The organism is Mesorhizobium sp. B2-2-4 (assembly GCF_006442375.1).
GTDB lineage: Bacteria > Pseudomonadota > Alphaproteobacteria > Rhizobiales > Rhizobiaceae > Mesorhizobium.
Genome location: NZ_VFWB01000003.1, coordinates 444842 through 460764 on the forward strand (window position 1 = coordinate 444842; position 15923 = coordinate 460764).

The 15923-nt window shown below is 65.6% G+C and carries 13 protein-coding genes; 8 read left to right on the top strand and 5 right to left on the bottom strand.

Going from position 1 to position 15923, the window contains the following annotated elements:
• The first annotated feature begins 84 nt into the window (after positions 1-84).
• From FJ959_RS10495 to FJ959_RS10515, 5 genes are all read left to right on the top strand, one after another.
• Positions 85-2886, top strand: a complete 2802-nt coding sequence (locus FJ959_RS10495; protein ID WP_140497125.1) for a [protein-PII] uridylyltransferase — start codon at positions 85-87, stop codon at positions 2884-2886.
• Positions 2887-2932: 46 nt separating this feature from the next.
• The gene (murJ, locus tag FJ959_RS10500; protein WP_140564940.1) at positions 2933-4540 is read left to right on the top strand and encodes a murein biosynthesis integral membrane protein MurJ; all 1608 of its coding nucleotides are present in this window, start codon (positions 2933-2935) and stop codon (positions 4538-4540) included.
• Between the two features lie 172 nt (positions 4541-4712).
• Positions 4713-5780, top strand: coding sequence for a tryptophan--tRNA ligase (trpS, locus tag FJ959_RS10505; protein WP_140523599.1), 1068 nt, complete (start codon positions 4713-4715; stop codon positions 5778-5780).
• A gap of 103 nt (positions 5781-5883) precedes the next feature.
• The gene (locus FJ959_RS10510) at positions 5884-6375 is read left to right on the top strand and encodes a universal stress protein (protein ID WP_140497131.1); all 492 of its coding nucleotides are present in this window, start codon (positions 5884-5886) and stop codon (positions 6373-6375) included.
• A 278-nt stretch (positions 6376-6653) separates the two neighbouring features.
• Complete coding sequence (locus FJ959_RS10515; protein ID WP_140497133.1) at positions 6654-7223, top strand: NifU family protein; 570 nt, start codon at positions 6654-6656, stop codon at positions 7221-7223.
• A gap of 147 nt (positions 7224-7370) precedes the next feature.
• Here FJ959_RS10515 and FJ959_RS10520 read toward each other — a convergent pair whose 3' ends face one another.
• Entirely contained in the window at positions 7371-7988 is a 618-nt protein-coding gene (locus tag FJ959_RS10520; protein WP_140497135.1) for a L,D-transpeptidase, read from the bottom strand.
• Between the two features lie 223 nt (positions 7989-8211).
• Between FJ959_RS10520 and cueR the strand changes: the two genes are divergently transcribed.
• The 3 genes from cueR (at position 8212) to FJ959_RS10535 (ending at position 9779) form a co-directional block, all read left to right on the top strand.
• Positions 8212-8631, top strand: a complete 420-nt coding sequence (cueR, locus tag FJ959_RS10525; protein ID WP_140497137.1) for a Cu(I)-responsive transcriptional regulator — start codon at positions 8212-8214, stop codon at positions 8629-8631.
• Between the two features lie 50 nt (positions 8632-8681).
• Positions 8682-9101, top strand: coding sequence for an OsmC family protein (locus tag FJ959_RS10530; protein ID WP_140497139.1), 420 nt, complete (start codon positions 8682-8684; stop codon positions 9099-9101).
• Positions 9102-9278: 177 nt separating this feature from the next.
• Positions 9279-9779, top strand: a complete 501-nt coding sequence (locus tag FJ959_RS10535) for an MmcB family DNA repair protein (protein ID WP_140513550.1) — start codon at positions 9279-9281, stop codon at positions 9777-9779.
• A 31-nt stretch (positions 9780-9810) separates the two neighbouring features.
• Here the strand turns inward: FJ959_RS10535 and nhaA are convergent, their stop codons facing one another.
• From nhaA to hrpB, 4 genes are all read right to left on the bottom strand, one after another.
• On the bottom strand, positions 9811-11007 hold the full coding sequence (gene nhaA, locus FJ959_RS10540) for a Na+/H+ antiporter NhaA (RefSeq protein ID WP_140630066.1): 1197 nt from the start codon (positions 11005-11007) through the stop codon (positions 9811-9813).
• A gap of 280 nt (positions 11008-11287) precedes the next feature.
• Positions 11288-11851, bottom strand: a complete 564-nt coding sequence (locus FJ959_RS10550) for an ActR/PrrA/RegA family redox response regulator transcription factor (protein WP_140497143.1) — start codon at positions 11849-11851, stop codon at positions 11288-11290.
• A gap of 63 nt (positions 11852-11914) precedes the next feature.
• On the bottom strand, positions 11915-13246 hold the full coding sequence (locus FJ959_RS10555; protein ID WP_140630068.1) for an ActS/PrrB/RegB family redox-sensitive histidine kinase: 1332 nt from the start codon (positions 13244-13246) through the stop codon (positions 11915-11917).
• Positions 13247-13318: 72 nt separating this feature from the next.
• Complete coding sequence (gene hrpB, locus FJ959_RS10560) at positions 13319-15910, bottom strand: ATP-dependent helicase HrpB (RefSeq protein WP_140630071.1); 2592 nt, start codon at positions 15908-15910, stop codon at positions 13319-13321.
• Positions 15911-15923: the final 13 nt, after the last annotated feature.

The window sequence follows — 15923 nt, forward strand, 5'->3', positions numbered from 1 at the left end:
TGGAAACGCGTCAACCCGCCCCCATACCCAGCGCCGCGGAAACGCGCTATAGACGCCGCCCAAAAGGCAAGGCCAACCGGTACCATGGCGAAAATCTCCCTGAAGCTCGATGAACTGATCGACGGCGACGCCTTGCGCCGCGAGATGACCGCGCTGACGGCGGCCACGACCGGGGACGGCTCCGGATCGGCCGCCCGCGCCGGGGTTCTCCAGCTTCTCAAGGGCCGGCTCGCCGCGGGCCGCAAAACAGCCGAGGCCATGCTGAAGCAGGATGGCGGCGGCAATGCCTGCGCCGAGCGGCTGTCGCATCTGATGGATGAGCTGATCCGGGCGCTCTACGATTTTGTCGCGACCCATGTCTACCGGGTAAAGAACCGGTCGGTGGCCGAACGCATGGCCGTCGTCGCGGTCGGCGGCTATGGGCGCGGCACGCTGGCGCCGGGATCCGACATCGACCTCCTGTTCCTGTTGCCCTACAAGCAGACGCCGTGGGGCGAACAGACAGTCGAATACATGCTCTACATGCTGTGGGACCTCGGGCTGAAGGTCGGCCACGCGACCCGCAACATCGAGGAATGCCTGCGGCTGTCGCGCACCGACATCACCATCCGCACCTCGATCCTGGAAGCGCGCTTCCTGTGGGGTGAGCAGAAGCTCTACGACGAACTGATGCTGCGCTTCGACCATGAGGTGGTGCGCACCACCGGACCGGAATATGTGCAGGCCAAGCTCGCCGAACGCGACGAGCGCCATGCCAAGGCCGGCGAAAGCCGCTATCTGGTCGAGCCCAACGTCAAGGACGGCAAGGGCGGCCTGCGCGACCTGCAGACGCTGTTCTGGATCGGCAAATATTTCTACCGGGTGCGCACCGGCGAGGAGCTGGTCGAGAAGGGCGTCTTCACGCAGGCCGAATACCGCGAATTCCAGAAGGCCGAGGATTTCCTGTGGGCCGTGCGCTGCCACATGCATTTCCTCACCGGCAAGGCCGAGGAGCGGCTGCATTTCGACATCCAGCGCGAGATCGCGGAGCGGCTGGGCTACACCACGCATCCCGGCCTGTCGGCGGTCGAGCGCTTCATGAAGCACTATTTCCTCGTCGCCAAGGATGTCGGCGACCTGACCCGCATCTTCTGCGCCGCGCTCGAAGAGGAGCAGGCCAAGCATGTGCCGGGCTTCAACCGCATCTTCCTCACCTTCCAGCGCCGCAAGCGCAAGCTTGCCGGCACGTCGGATTTCATCGTCGACAACCACCGTATCAACATCGCCGACGACCAGGTGTTCGAGCGCGATCCGGTCAATCTGCTCAGGCTGTTCTGGTTCGCCGACAAGCACGGGCTGGAGTTTCACCCCGACGCGCTGAAGCTGCTCACCCGCTCGCTCGGCCTGGTCAACAAATCGCTCCGGCGCGACGAGGAGGCCAACCGGCTGTTCCTCGACATCCTGACCTCGGACCGCAATGCCGAGCTCAACCTGCGCCGCATGAACGAGGCGGGGCTGCTGGGCCGGCTGATCCCTGATTTCGGCAAGATCGTCGCCATGATGCAGTTCTCGATGTACCACCACTACACGGTCGACGAGCATCTGATCCGCTGCATCGGCGTGCTGGCCGAGATCGAGCGCGGCGACGGCGAGAAGGTGCATCCGCTGTCGCATTCGCTGATGCCGGGACTGAGAAAGAGCCGCGAAGCGCTCTACGTCGCCGTGCTGCTGCACGACATCGCCAAGGGCAGGCCGGAGGACCATTCGGAAGCCGGCGCGCGGATCGCCCGGCGCATCTGCCCGCATATGGGACTTTCGACCGCCGACACCGAAACGGTGGCCTGGCTGGTCGAGAACCATCTGGTCATGTCGATGACGGCGCAGACGCGCGATCTCAACGATCGCAAGACGATCGAGGACTTCGCCTCGATCGTGCAGTCCGTCGAGCGGCTGAAGCTGCTTCTCATCCTCACCGTCTGCGACATCAGGGGCGTCGGACCGGGCGTCTGGAACGGTTGGAAGGGCCAGTTGCTGCGCACGCTGTACTACGAGACCGAACTGCTGCTCACCGGCGGCTTCTCGGAAGTGTCGCGCGCCCAGCGCACGGCGGCGGCGCGCGAGTGCCTGGCCGAAGCGCTCGCCGGCTGGCCCGACAAGATCCGCAAACGCTATGTCGGCCTGCACTATGAGAATTACCTGCTGACCGTCGACCTGCCGGACCAGCTTCGCCACGCCGAATTCATCCGCGAGGCGGATGCGTCCGGCAACAAGCTTGCCACCATGGTCAAGACGCACCAGTTCGAGGCGGTGACCGAGATCACCGTTTTGGCGCAGGACCATCCGCGCCTGCTGTCGGTGATCGCCGGCGCCTGTGCGGCGGCCGGCGGCAACATCGTCGACGCGCAGATCTTCACCACCTCGGACGGCCGCGCGCTGGACACGATCCTGATCTCGAGGGAGTTCGACCGCGACGAGGACGAGCGCCGGCGTGCCGAGCGCGTCGGGCGGCTGATCGAGGACGTGCTGTCGGGCAAGAGCTGGCTCCCGGAGATGATCGAGAAGCGCACCAAACCCAAGCGCGGCGCCAAGGTCTTCCGGATCGCGCCGCGCGCCGAAATCCGCAACACGCTGTCGAACCGATTTTCGGTGATCGAGGTCGAAGGGCTGGACCGGCCGGGCCTGTTGTCGGAGATCACCGGAACGCTGTCCGACCTGTCGCTCGACATCGCGTCGGCCCACATCACCACCTTCGGCGAAAAGGTGATCGATACGTTCTATGTCACCGATCTCACCGGCCAGAAGATCGACAGCCCGTCACGCACCACCACCATCCGCAACCGGCTGACGGCGACGCTCGAGGGCACGGCCTCCGAACGCGGCAGCAGGACCAAGGCGGCCGCCGAGTGAGCGCCACCATCACTTTGTCCCAATCGCGCAGGCAGTCTCCAAACGCATGAGCCTCGTCAAGAAATTCGCTACGGTCGCTTCCGGCACGCTGATGAGCCGCGCGCTCGGTTTCGGCCGCGAGATGCTGATGGCGGCAGCACTGGGCACCGGGCCGGTGGCCGACGCCTTCAACGCCGCCTTCCAGTTTCCCAACACCTTTCGCCGGCTGTTCGCCGAAGGCGCCTTCAACGCCGCCTTCGTGCCGCTGTTCGCCAAGGAGATCGAGACGCACGGCACCGACGGCGCCAAGCGCTTTTCAGAGGAAGTGTTCGGGGTGCTGTTCACGGCGCTGCTGGCGCTGACCATCGCCATGGAACTGGCGATGCCGCTGATCGTGCGCTACCTGGTGGCGCCGGGTTTCGCCGACACGCCGGGCAAGTTCGAGACGACCGTCACTCTGGCGACGATCATGTTCCCCTATCTCATCTGCATGTCGCTGGCCGCCATGATGGCGGGCATGCTGAATTCGCTACGCCGCTATTTCGCCGCGGCGATCGCGCCTGCCTTTCTCAACATCATCCTGATCAGCGTGCTTGGCTATGCCTGGTATCATGGGCTGGATGCGCATGCCGTCGGCTTCAGCCTGTCCTGGGGCGTTCTGGCGGCGGGCCTCGTGCAGCTCGCCATCGTCTGGGTGGCGGTTCGCAACGCCGGCATCTCGATCGGTTTCCGCCGGCCGAAGATGACGCCGAACGTGAAGCGGCTCCTGATCCTGGCGCTGCCGGCGGCGATCACCGGCGGCATCACCCAGATCAACCAGCTGATAGGCACCGCCATCGCCTCGGCGCAGGACAGCGCCGTCTCCTCGCTCGCCTATGCCGACCGCGTCTACCAGCTGCCACTTGGCGTGGTCGGCGTCGCCGTTGCGATCGTGCTGTTGCCGGAACTGTCGCGGGCGCTGAAGTCGGGCAATCTGATCGAGGCGGCCAATCTGCAAAACCGCTCGGTCGAATTCACCTTGTTCATGACCTTGCCGGCTGCGGTGGCGCTCTGGGTCATGTCTGAGCCGATCGTGCGGCTGGTCTATGAGCGCGGCGCGTTCGCCACCAACCATTCGACGCCTGTCGTGGCGGCGATCCTGGCGATCTTCGGGCTCGGCCTGCCGGCCTTCGTGCTGATCAAGGCGTTCACCCCGGGCTATTTCGCCCGCGAGGACACACGCACGCCGATGATCTTCGCCGCCATCTCGGTGGCGGTGAACGTCGCCACCGCGCTGACGCTGTTTCCGAGGATGGGCGCGCCCGGCATCGCCGTGGCCTCGGCGGTGGCCGGCTGGGTCAACGCGCTGATGCTGCTCGGAGTGCTGATCCGGCGCGGCCATTGGGGCCGCGACGTGCCGCTTCTGAAGCGCATTCCGCGTCTGGTGCTCTCGGCGGGGGTGATGGGCGTCGCCCTCTATTTCGCCGAACACTGGCTGAGCGCCAGCCTCGGCTCCGGCTCGCCGCTGGTCGTCAAGGCGACGACGCTGCTGGGGCTGGTGGCCGGCGGGGCGCTGCTCTACTTCGTCACGGCCTTTGCCAGCGGCGGCGCCGATTTCGGCATGATCCGCCGCAATGTGAAGCGCGGCTCAGGCAAAGCGACACCACCAGCCGTAAACGCCGAGCTGGACGAGTAGGCCGGGGAGCCCGACTGCAATAGCAGTCTTGATCGCAGCGTCATGTTCGTCCATAAGCGCGCCGTCGCAAGACTTTCGCCGCACGCGGTTTCCAGCCGCGTGATTGGCTCCGAAAAGTCTGCAACTTTTCGGAATCACGCTTATACGGCCCTCCACAAGCCACGAGGAAACCATGTCCGCCTTCAAGCCACTCGTCTTCTCCGGCGTCCAGCCGACCGGCAATCTGCATCTTGGCAACTATCTCGGCGCCATCAAGAAATTCGTCGCTCTGCAGGACACGTCCGATTGCATCTACTGCGTCGTCGACCTGCATTCGCTGACGGCCCAGCTGGTCTATGACGATCTCAGGGACCAGACGCGCTCCATCACGGCGGCATTCCTGGCCTCCGGCATCGATCCGAAGAAGCACATCGTGTTCAACCAGTCGCGGGTGATGCAGCACGCCGAGCTCGCCTGGATTTTCAACTGCGTGGCGCGCATCGGCTGGATGAACAAGATGACGCAGTTCAAGGACAAGGCCGGCAAGGACCGCGAGAACGCCTCGCTGGGACTGCTTGCCTATCCCTCGCTGATGGCAGCCGACATCCTGCTCTACCGCGCCACCCATGTGCCGGTGGGCGAGGACCAGAAGCAGCATCTGGAACTGACGCGCGACATCGCCCAGAAATTCAACAACGACTTCTCGGACCGCATCGCCGGTCTTGACGTCGGCGTCGAGATGAGGGTAGGCGAGGAGACGGTGAACGGCTATTTCCCGATCACCGAGCCGGTCATCGGCGGGCCGGCGGCGCGCATCATGTCGCTGCGCGACGGCTCCAAGAAGATGTCGAAGTCGGACCCGTCTGATCTGTCGCGCATCAATCTGACCGACGATGCCGACGCCATCTCCAAGAAGATCCGCAAGGCCAAGACCGATCCGGAAGCCTTGCCGAGTGAAGTGGACGGCCTCGCCACCCGGCCGGAAGCGGAAAACCTGGTCGGCATTTATGCGGGCCTTGCCGACATATCGAAAGAGGCGGTGCTGAAGGAGTTCGGCGGCCAGCAGTTTTCGGTGTTCAAGCCGGCACTGGCCGACCTGGCGGTCGAAAAACTGGCTCCCGTCGCCGCCGAAATGCGCCGCATTTCCGATGACCGCGCCTATGTCGACGCGGTACTGCGGGACGGCGGCGAGCGCGCCGGCGTGCTGGCCGAAGCGACGATGAAGACGGTGCGCGACATCATCGGGCTGCTGCAGGACTGATCCGCATCCTTATGCCCCGCACCATACCGGCCAAAGACCGGCGGCTTGCCGCCGGTCAGCCGCAGTGGCAGATTGCGGCCGAAATGACATCGAGTACATAGACATGGTCTCCAAACGCCTCAGCCGCGAAGCCGGACATCGCCGGAAGTTCCTGGCGATCATCGACGATACGCCCGAATGCGAGCGCGCCGTCGCCTACGCCTCGAAGCGGGCGCTGAGCACCAGCGGCGTGCTGGTGCTGCTCTATGTCATCGAACCGGACGATTTCCAGCACTGGCTGGGCGTCGAGAAGATCATGCGCGAGGAGGCGACCGCCACCGCACGCACCGCGCTCGACAGCTACGCCAACAAGGTGCGCCAGAAGCTCGGCATCGAACCCGAGATGGTGGTGCGCGAGGGCAAGCCCACCGAAGAGATCCACAAGCTGATCGAGGAAGACCAGGATATCGCCATCCTGGTGCTGGCGGCCGGCGCCGGCAAGGAAGGGCCCGGGCCGCTGGTCGGCGCGGTGGCCGGCAAGGGCGCCGCCTTCCCTATCCCGGTGACCGTGGTGCCGCAAAACCTTTCGGACGAGGAGATCGACAGCCTCGCCTGAAGTGTATCGATATTCGGGTGATGCCGGCCTACAAATGGCGGGTTCCTGCGCTTCCGGTGCTCACGTACTTCAAGTACGCTCCGCTCCGGTTCTCGGAAACCACCATTTTCGACTCGGCCTGACCCGAATCTCGACACACTTCATAGTGCTTGGCAGGAGTCGCAAAAACATTCCGCCAGCCAGCCGTTCGGGCGACGCGTTTCGCTTGAATGTCCAGCCGATAGAGCTTATTTAGAATTATTCCAAACTATCTGCCCGAGACGGGCACGGAGACGGCCATGTTCATCCAGACCGAATCGACGCCAAACCCGGCGACGCTGAAATTCCTGCCCGGCAAGGAAGTGCTTTTGGAAGGTACCGCCGATTTCCGTGATGCCGACAGTGCGGCGACGGCCTCGCCGCTGGCCGGCCGGCTGTTCGAAATACCGGGCGTCACCGGCGTCTTCTTCGGCTACGACTTCATCACCGTGACCAAGGACGGGCCCGACTGGCAGCACCTGAAGCCAGCGATTCTGGGCGCCATCATGGAGCATTTCATGTCCGGCGCGCCTGTCATGGCCAATGCCGGCCCGGCCGCGGAGACCAGCCAGACCGGCGAGTTCTATGACAAGGCCGACGAGGAACTCGTCATCACCATCAAGGAGCTGCTCGACACACGGGTGCGCCCGGCAGTGGCCCAGGATGGCGGCGACATCACCTTCCGCGGCTTCGAGAACGGCACTGTGTTCCTGCACATGAAGGGCGCCTGCGCCGGCTGCCCGTCATCGACGGCGACGCTGAAGCACGGCATCCAGAACCTGCTCCGCCACTTCGTTCCCGAGGTCCAGCAGGTCGAACAGGTCGCCTGACCGTTCGCCTTCGCCGAAGGGGCGACGATTCTCAAATGCAAGCAACAAAAAACCGGGCCGAATTGCCCGGTTTTTTGTTGGGGACGTCCGTTGTTGCCTAGACGGTCCGCGTACGAACGGTTTTGACCATGAACCTCGCGGTCACGGTCAGAGAACGATGACCTTGGCGCCGACCTCGGCGCGATCGTAAAGGTCGATGATGTCCTGGTTCATCAGCCGGATGCAGCCCGACGACATCGCCTTGCCGATCGAGTTCCATTCCGGGCTGCCATGCAGGCGATAGCCCATGTCACCGCCCTTGTTGAACAGGTACAGAGCGCGCGCGCCGAGCGGGTTCTTCAGGCCCGGCTCCATGCCGCCGGCGAACTTGGCGAGTTCCGGCTGGCGCTTGATCATCTGCGATGGCGGCGTCCAGGTCGGCCATTCGCGCTTGATGGCGACATGGGCGGTGCCATGCCACTCGAAGCCCTCGCGGCCGACGCCGATGCCGTAGCGAATTGCCCGGCCGTCACCCTCGACGAAGTAGAGGAACTTGTTCTGCGTATCGACGATGATGGTGCCCGGCTTTTCCTTGGTGTCGTAGTTCACCTCCTGCCGGTGATACTTCGCGGGCACCTTTTCGATCGGGATGCGCGGCAGTTGGTAGCCGGCGTCGGTCACCGCGCCATAGTCGTTGGAGAATATCTGCCCGCCAATGGTGCTGCAACCGGCGAGTGCGGTGGACAGCGCCAGTGCGGCAATTACTGCAAGCGACTTCATGCGCATGAGGTGATCCGTGCCCCGCCAAACATCCGCGGCACGAGTCGGCCGCTTTCTTGCCATCATTCATGCTGGCATTTGCTTTGCTTGCCAAGTACGCGATGCCTATATGCAAGACCTCACCTGCCGGTAAGCCAGCAACTGCGGCATTTCGGCAACAGCCTTCACCGGATTGTGAAGGAAATTCAATGGCCATGACTCTCGGGCCAGCAGGAATCGAGGAACAACCATGAATGTCGGCGACGCCGCCCAGCGTTCCGGTCTGCCAGCCAAGACCATCCGCTACTATGAGGAAATTGGCCTGATCGCGCCTGCGCGTGCCGGCAATGGCTATCGCGACTATTCGGGCGACGACATCCATCGGCTGACCTTCCTGCGCCGTGCCCGCAACCTGGGCTTTTCCATCGACGATTGCCGCCAGTTGATGGCGCTTTACCAGGACCGCAGCCGCGCCAGCCACGACGTGCGCGAGATCGCCACCGCCCATGTCAGGGCGATCGAGGAGAAGGTGCGCGAGCTGCAGTCGATGCGATCGACCCTGCAGAAGCTCGTCCAGGCCTGCCATGGCGACGACCGGCCGGACTGCCCGATCATCGATGACATTGCGGGAACCGCGCCGCTCGGCGATAAAGCCGTCACGGTCGCATAGATCCGTGCCGGCCAGGCCCGACGCCTCTCGGCTACGGAGGGAGGATGCCGATGGCCTCGATGACTGTCGAACTGCACAATGTCGAAGGCACCGAAGCCGCCATGGGCTGGGCCGGCGGCCACACGATCGTCGTCGACCGGCCCGAGGGCAAGGCCGGCGGCATGGGCCTGGGCTTCAATGGCGGCCAGCTGCTGGCGCTGGCGATTGGCGGCTGCTTCTGCAACGACCTTCGCTATGTCGCCGACGAGATCGGCGTGAAACTCGGCAGGATCGCCGTCTCGGTGAGGCTTGACCTCGACGGCAAGCCCCTGCTGGCGACCGCGGCAAGGATGACGGTTTCCTGCGAGACCTTGGACGGGTCCGATCCCCAAAGGATCATTGACCGTGCAAGCGTGGTTTCCACGGTCAGCAACTCGTTGCGCCAGGGCGTGCCGGTTACGATCGAAACGACGGGGCCTGGTCGCTCATAAACGCCAGGACTTCTCCCGCGCCGTAGGTCGTCCCGCCACGTTCACCCATCACGGAAAGTGAAGGTGGCCATACGGTTCTCCGTGCCTGCTCATGCCATCGAGCACCCATTGATTTGGGTGGCCACCAAATGAGCGGTACGGGTTCAAATCGTGAACAAAATCTGGCATGGTCCCGTCATGCCAATCATCTCACCGATTCCCCTGAACCCGCTCATCGATGGCCGCCAGTCTGAACGCGCCATGCTGGTGCGGCGCGGGGTGCAGCGGCTGCTCCGCGAAATGGGCGCGCATGTGCTGCCCGAACTGTCCCTGGCGACCGGCCGCCGCGCCGACCTCGTGGCGCTGACCCGCCAGGGCGACATCTGGATCATCGAGATCAAGTCCTCGGTCGAGGATTTTCGCGTCGACCGCAAATGGCCCGACTACCGGCTGCACTCGGATCGCTTCTTCTTCGCCACCCATCCCGGCGTGCCGGCGGAGATTTTTCCCGAAGAATGCGGCTTCATCCTCTCCGACGGCTATGGCGCCGAGATTTTGCGCGAGGCGCCCGAGCACCGCATGGCGGCGGCTACGCGCAAGGCGCTGATGCTGCGCATCGCGCGGGCCGGTGCCGCGCGGCTTTTGGCGGCGGAACTCGCCGGAGTGGCCGTGCCGGCGCTGGAGGGGGAGAGCGAGTAGGCTGCCTCGCAGAACCTGCGCTTGTGGACCTCTACTCCTCGCCTTCATCCGCCCCGCTCGCCGCCGGCGCCATCAGCAGGACGGCCGCGCCGAGCAGCGCTGCGACCAGGGAGCCGGAGAGAATGCCGACCTTGACCGCGTCCTGCAGCGCGACGTCGCTGGCGAAGGCGAGCAGGCCGATGAACAGGCTCATGGTGAAGCCGATGCCGCACAGCAGCGAGATGCCGATCATGTGCAGCCAGCCGGCATGGGCCGGCAGGTCGGCGAGACCGAAGCGGATGGCGAGCGCGGAGGAACCGAACACGCCGACCAGCTTGCCGACGACGAGGCCGGCGGCGACGCCGAGCGTCAGCGGCTCGAACAGCGCGCCGACACTCAAGCCGGCGAGCGAAACGCCGGCATTGGCAAAGCCGAAGATGGGGATGACCACGAAAGGCACTATTGCGTGCAGGCCGTGCTCGAGCCGGTGCAGCGGCGAATGGTCGAGATCGTGTTCGATGCCGGCGGTGCGTTCGAGCGGAATGGTCAGCGCCAGCGCCACGCCGGCAAGCGTGGCATGCACGCCCGACTTCAGCACCAGCACCCACAGGATCGCACCGAGCACGAGGTAGGGCACGAGGCTCATCACCCGCATGCGGTTGAGCACGACAAGCGCGGCGATCACCGCGAAGGCGGCGCCCAAATAGGCAAGCGACAGACCGCTCGTGTAGAAGATCGCGATGATGATCACCGCGCCGAGATCGTCGATGATGGCAAGGGCGGTGAGAAAGATTTTCAGCGAGGCCGGCACGCGGCTGCCAAGCAGCGATAGCACGCCGAGCGCGAAGGCGATGTCGGTAGCGGTCGGGATCGCCCAACCGGACAGCGCGCCCGCATTGTCACGGTTGATGGCGACATAGGCCAGCGCCGGCACCACCATGCCGCCGGCCGCCGCGATGCCGGGCAGCACCCTGCGCGGCCAGGTCGAGAGCTGGCCGTCCAGCATCTCGCGCTTGATCTCCAGGCCGACGAGCAGGAAGAATACCGCCATCAGCCCGTCATTGACCCAATGCGACACGCTGAACGGGCCGAGATAGGCGTGGAGGACGGCAAAATAGGTTCCGGAGAGCGGTGAGTTGGCGACGATCAAGGCCAATGCCGCCGCTACCATCAGCATGATGCCGCCGGCCGCCTCGCTGTCGAGAAATTCGCGCAAGACGGAAACCGGCCGCTGTTTCAAGTCCCGCATGTCACCCTCCGTTGCCTTTCCAAACGCTGGCGCCGCCCCTCACCTGCCTGCCGGCATCCTCTCCCCGTATAGTGACGGGGAGAGGGACGCTGTCATCGCCGGTTTCGCCAATCGCCAGCGTTGCGGAATGGGCGCCAGCGTTGCGGCCAGCCTCTTTCTCCCCGTCACTATACGGGGAGAAATGCCCGGCAGGGCAATGAGGGGCGGGGCCGAGTTCGACAATTGGATGCTTCCCCGTAAGCAGAAACCGGTCCGAAGGAATTGCTCAGCGCGCACACTCCTAGCGCGGCGCGCGCTTGGCCAGGATGCGCTGCAGGGTGCGGCGATGCATGTTGAGGCGGCGCGCGGTCTCGGAGACGTTGCGCTCGCACATTTCGTAGACACGCTGGATGTGCTCCCAGCGCACGCGGTCGGCCGACATCGGATTTTCCGGGGGCGCGGCGCGCTCGCCGGCCGTGCGGGTTAGCGCGGCAAAGACGTCGTCGGCGTCGGCCGGCTTCGACAGATAGTCGACGGCGCCGAGCTTCACCGCCGTCACCGCGGTGGCGATGTTGCCGTAGCCGGTCAGGATGATCGCGCGGGAATCCTCGCGCTTCTCACGGATGGCGGCCACGACGTCGAGGCCGTTGCCGTCGCCAAGCCGCATATCGACCACCGCGTAGGCGGGCGGATTGGCGCGTGCCTTGCCGACCGCCTCCTCGACGCTCTCGGCCGTTTCGACCACGAACCCCCTGGTTTCCATGGCGCGGGCCAGACGGGTCAGGAACGGTTTGTCGTCGTCGACGATCAGAAGCGAGGTGTCCTCGCCCTCAACCATTGCGCCACTGTTTTCATCGCCTGTCATCGTCTTGAAATTCCTGCTGCCTTAATTTTACGCAGATATAGTTTTGCGTGGCGATTGTCCAATTTACGCGGTGTCAAACATCGTCGCGGGCGCCGATTCCGGGTTCAGGAAAACATTTCTGGGCCATGAAATCCGTACCATGGCGCCCTCGCCCAGTCCGCTCGAATTGCGAAAGTCGAGCGTGGCGCCCGATCGCTCGAGCAATGTCTTGGCGATGAAAAGGCCCAGCCCCAGCCCGCCGCCGGCCTCCGTGCCCTGGCGTGTCGACATATAGGGCTCGCCGATGCGGTCGATGATCTCGGGCGGAAAGCCGGGACCGTCATCGATGATCGAGAAGGTGACGGTGGCCTCGTCCCAGCTCCAGCGCACGGTGACGCTCTCGCGGGCGAAATCGACGGCGTTCTCCACCAGGTTGCCAAGGCCGTAGATGACGCCGGGATTGCGGCGCCCGACCGGCTCGGGGCCGCTGCGCTCGCCGGGCCTGAGCTTGATCGAGATGCCGAAGTCGCGGTGCGGCGCGGTGACCTCCTCGACCAGCGAGGTCAAAGGCAGGCGGGACAAATGCGCCTCTCCCTCGGACGACAGGCTGGTCAGGCGCTTGAGGATCTCGCGGCACCGCTCGCTCTGGGAGCGCAGCAGCGTCACATCCTCCCCGTATTTCGCGTCCTTGCCGAGCGCCTTTTCCATCTCCTTGGCGACCAGCGTGATGGTGGCGAGCGGCGTGCCGAGCTCATGCGCGGCGGCGGCGGCCAGCCCGTCGAGTGCCGACAGATGCTGCTCGCGCTGGAGCACCAGTTCGGTGGCGGCGAGCGCATTGGCCAGGAGGCGGGCTTCCGCGGCCACGCGGAAGGCGTAAATGGCGGTGAAGGCGATCGAAGACAGCACCGCCATCCACATGCCGGCAACATAGATGAAGGGCATCGCCAGCGGCGCGCCTTCATGCCAGGGCAATGGCAAGTGGAAAAAGACCAGCAAGGTCGCCGTCGTCATCACCAGCCCCCCAAGCACCGCGGTCAGGCGCAAGGGCAGCGACGTCGCCGAAATGACCACGGGCACCGTCATCAGCAGCGAGAACGGATTGGTAAGGCCGCCGGTCATGTAGAGCAGGCCGGCAAGCTGGAGGCTATCAAAGATCAGGATGCCGAAGGCGGCGAACGGCGTGAGCCGGTGCGCGGCCGGGAACCGAAAGGCAAGGATCAGGTTCATCCAGGCCGAACAGGCGATCAGGGCAAAGCACAGGCTGACCGGCAGTGGGAATTTCAGGCCGTAGGCGACGAAAAGCACCGTCACGCTCTGGCCGACAATGGCAAGCCAGCGCAGCCGGATCAGCGTGTTGAGGCGCAGTCGCTGGCTCTGCTGGAAGTCGGGAGAACGCAATACGTTGATCATGGCCATGAAATACAGCCGCGAAGCGGCGAGCGCTAGGTGGATGACGAAGCGATGGCGTTTGCGCCAATCGCCAAGCAACTACGTCCCGCGCGGCTTGGCGCGGCTGGTGGCGGCGGCGAGCAGCGGATTTTCCGGCCATACGTGTTTGGGGTAGCGGCCGCGCATGTCGGCGCGCACATCGGCCCAGGAGCCGCGCCAGAAACCGGGCAGGTCGCGCGTCGTCTGGATCGGCCGGTGCGCGGGCGACAGCAGTTCGAGCGTCAGCGGCACGGTGCCGCCTGCGATTGCAGGGTGCCGGTCGAGGCCGAACAGTTCCTGGACACGAACCGCCAAAACGGGCCATTCGCCGTCATAGCGGATCGGCACGCGACTGCCGGACGGCACGTCGAAATGGGTCGGCCCAAGCGCGTCGATCCGGCGCTGCAAATCGTGCGGCACAAGCGCCGTCAGCCCGGCCGGGACGACACCCGGATCGATGGCCGAGAAGGATGCGGCACCCGACAGGAACGGCAGCAGCCAGTCGTCGAGGCGATCGATAAGTGCCGTGTCGGACATATCGGGCCACGGCGCCCCAAGGCCGCGATGCAGCCAGGACAGGCGCTGGCGCAGCGTCTCGGCCTCCTTGCTCCAGCTCAGCAGCGAAAGTCCATGTTCGCGCAAGGCGTCAAGCATGGCGCGGTCGGCCTCACTGCCGGTTGGCGGAGGCAGCATGCGCTCGGCCAGCGTGATAGCGCCGAGGCGTACGGTTTCGCGCACGCGCACGGCGCGGCGCTCGCGATCGAAGCTCGTTTGCCTGCGGGTTTCGATCCTGTCCGCCAGTGCTGAACGAATATCGTCCTCGCTGATCGCCGCCGCCGCCGTGATGCGCGCATTCTGCGCCTTGCCCTGCAGATCGGCGACAACCAGAAACGCCTCGCCGGCAAGCGGATCGGCAGCATCGAGCATGGCACCGGAGCCGTTGGCCAGCACGAAACGCCCGCGCTCGCCGCGCGCCTTGGCGACCCGGTCCGGCCAGGCATGGATGAGGAGAGGACCAGCGCTGCCACCCTCCCCCTTGTGGGGAGGGTCGGCGCGTAGCGCCGGGGTGGGGGTGCGGCGCCAAAGCCCCTCGCCCCGCTCCGCTTCGCGGATCGACGTTCCGGGGCGAGCCACGGGTCTCGCCCGTCCTTCGGACCCCCATAAGGGGGAGGGTGAAGAGGCCTGCCTCGCCAGGCGTTCGGCGAGTTGCCGCGCGGCGGTGGCGCGCGGCGATCTTTCCTGGCGAAAGCGCATCAGCCGGCGTTCGAGATCGGCGCCGTCACCGCCCAACCCGCGCTCGGTCAGCAGCACCGCGAGCATGGCCGCCTCGCCGGCATGGCCGCCGCGGGCCGCCTCGGCGACCATATGCGCCAGCCGCACCGGCAGAGCGAGCTTGCGCATCGCGGCGCCCGCTTCCGTCAGCCGCCCCGCCTCGTCGATGGCATCAAGCGCGCGCAGCAGCGCCCTTGCCTCGTTGAGCGCCGGGGCCGGCGGCGGATCGAGGAAGGCGAGGCTCGTCGGATCGGCGACGCCGAAGGCGGCGCAGTCAAGCAGCAGGCCGGAAAGGTCGGCCTCGAGGATTTCCGGCGGGGTGAAGGCCGGAAGCGACGCCGTCTGTTCGGCGCGCCACAGTCGGATGGCGACGCCGGCCTGCGTGCGTCCGGCACGGCCGGCGCGCTGGTCGGCGGAGGCCTTGCTGGCGCGCACCGTCTCCAGCCGCGTCAGGCCGCTGGCCGGCTCGTAGCGCGGCAGCCGCGACAGGCCGGAATCGATGACGACCCGCACGCCGTCGATGGTGATGGAGGTCTCGGCGATCGACGTAGCCAGCACCACCTTGCGGCGGCCCGCCGGCGCCGGCCTGATCGCCGCGTCCTGCGCCTTGCCGTCGAGCATGCCGTAGAGCGGCACGATATCGGTGTCGGCGCCGACCTTGCCGGCAAGCCGCTCGGCGGTGCGCTCGATCTCGCGCTGGCCGGGCAGGAAGGCAAGCACGCTGCCGCTTTCGTCGGCAAGAGCGTCGCGGATCGCCTTCGCCATGGCATCTTCGATTGCAGTGCCGGGCGGCCGTTCATCGTAGCGGATGTCGACGGGAAAGGCGCGGCCCTCGCTTTGGATCACCGGCGCGCCGGACAACAGCTTCGCGACTCGGGCGCCGTCCAGCGTCGCTGACATCACCAAGACGCGCAGGTCCGGCCTCAGCGCGCCTTGCACGTCGAGCGCCAAAGCGAGGCCGAAATCGCCGTCGAGCGAGCGCTCGTGGAATTCGTCGAAGATCACGGCCGAGATTCCGGGCAGTTCGGGATCGTCAAGGATCATCCGCGCCAGCACACCTTCGGTGACGACCAGTATTTTTGTCCGGGCCGAAGTGCGGTTCTCCATGCGCATGGCATAGCCGACGGTGGCGCCGGGCTCCTCATCAAGCAATTCGGCCATGCGGCGGGCGGCGGCGCGGGCGGCGAGCCGGCGCGGCTCCAGCAGCACGATCTTGCCCGTGCCCAGCCATGGCGCATCGAGCAGCGCCAGCGGCACCAGCGTCGTCTTGCCGGCGCCGGGCGGCGCCACAAGCACGGCGCCGTTGCCGGAGCCGAGCGCATGGCCCAGCGCCGGTAGCACGGCGGATACCGGAAGCTCCGGCAAGGCTTTTGTCGTCATCGCGCCCGCATAT

Coding starts and splice junctions, on each gene's coding strand:
- FJ959_RS10550 (WP_140497143.1), bottom strand. CDS start 11,851: ATGACAGGCGATGAAAACAGTGGCGCAATGGTTGAGGGCGAGGACACC.
- nhaA (WP_140630066.1), bottom strand. CDS start 11,007: ATGCGGGACTTGAAACAGCGGCCGGTTTCCGTCTTGCGCGAATTTCTC.
- FJ959_RS10515 (WP_140497133.1), top strand. CDS start 6,654: ATGTTCATCCAGACCGAATCGACGCCAAACCCGGCGACGCTGAAATTC.
- FJ959_RS10535 (WP_140513550.1), top strand. CDS start 9,279: ATGCCAATCATCTCACCGATTCCCCTGAACCCGCTCATCGATGGCCGC.
- FJ959_RS10530 (WP_140497139.1), top strand. CDS start 8,682: ATGGCCTCGATGACTGTCGAACTGCACAATGTCGAAGGCACCGAAGCC.
- murJ (WP_140564940.1), top strand. CDS start 2,933: ATGAGCCTCGTCAAGAAATTCGCTACGGTCGCTTCCGGCACGCTGATG.
- FJ959_RS10555 (WP_140630068.1), bottom strand. CDS start 13,246: ATGGCCATGATCAACGTATTGCGTTCTCCCGACTTCCAGCAGAGCCAG.
- hrpB (WP_140630071.1), bottom strand. CDS start 15,910: ATGACGACAAAAGCCTTGCCGGAGCTTCCGGTATCCGCCGTGCTACCG.
- cueR (WP_140497137.1), top strand. CDS start 8,212: ATGAATGTCGGCGACGCCGCCCAGCGTTCCGGTCTGCCAGCCAAGACC.
- FJ959_RS10495 (WP_140497125.1), top strand. CDS start 85: ATGGCGAAAATCTCCCTGAAGCTCGATGAACTGATCGACGGCGACGCC.
- FJ959_RS10510 (WP_140497131.1), top strand. CDS start 5,884: ATGGTCTCCAAACGCCTCAGCCGCGAAGCCGGACATCGCCGGAAGTTC.
- trpS (WP_140523599.1), top strand. CDS start 4,713: ATGTCCGCCTTCAAGCCACTCGTCTTCTCCGGCGTCCAGCCGACCGGC.
- FJ959_RS10520 (WP_140497135.1), bottom strand. CDS start 7,988: ATGCGCATGAAGTCGCTTGCAGTAATTGCCGCACTGGCGCTGTCCACC.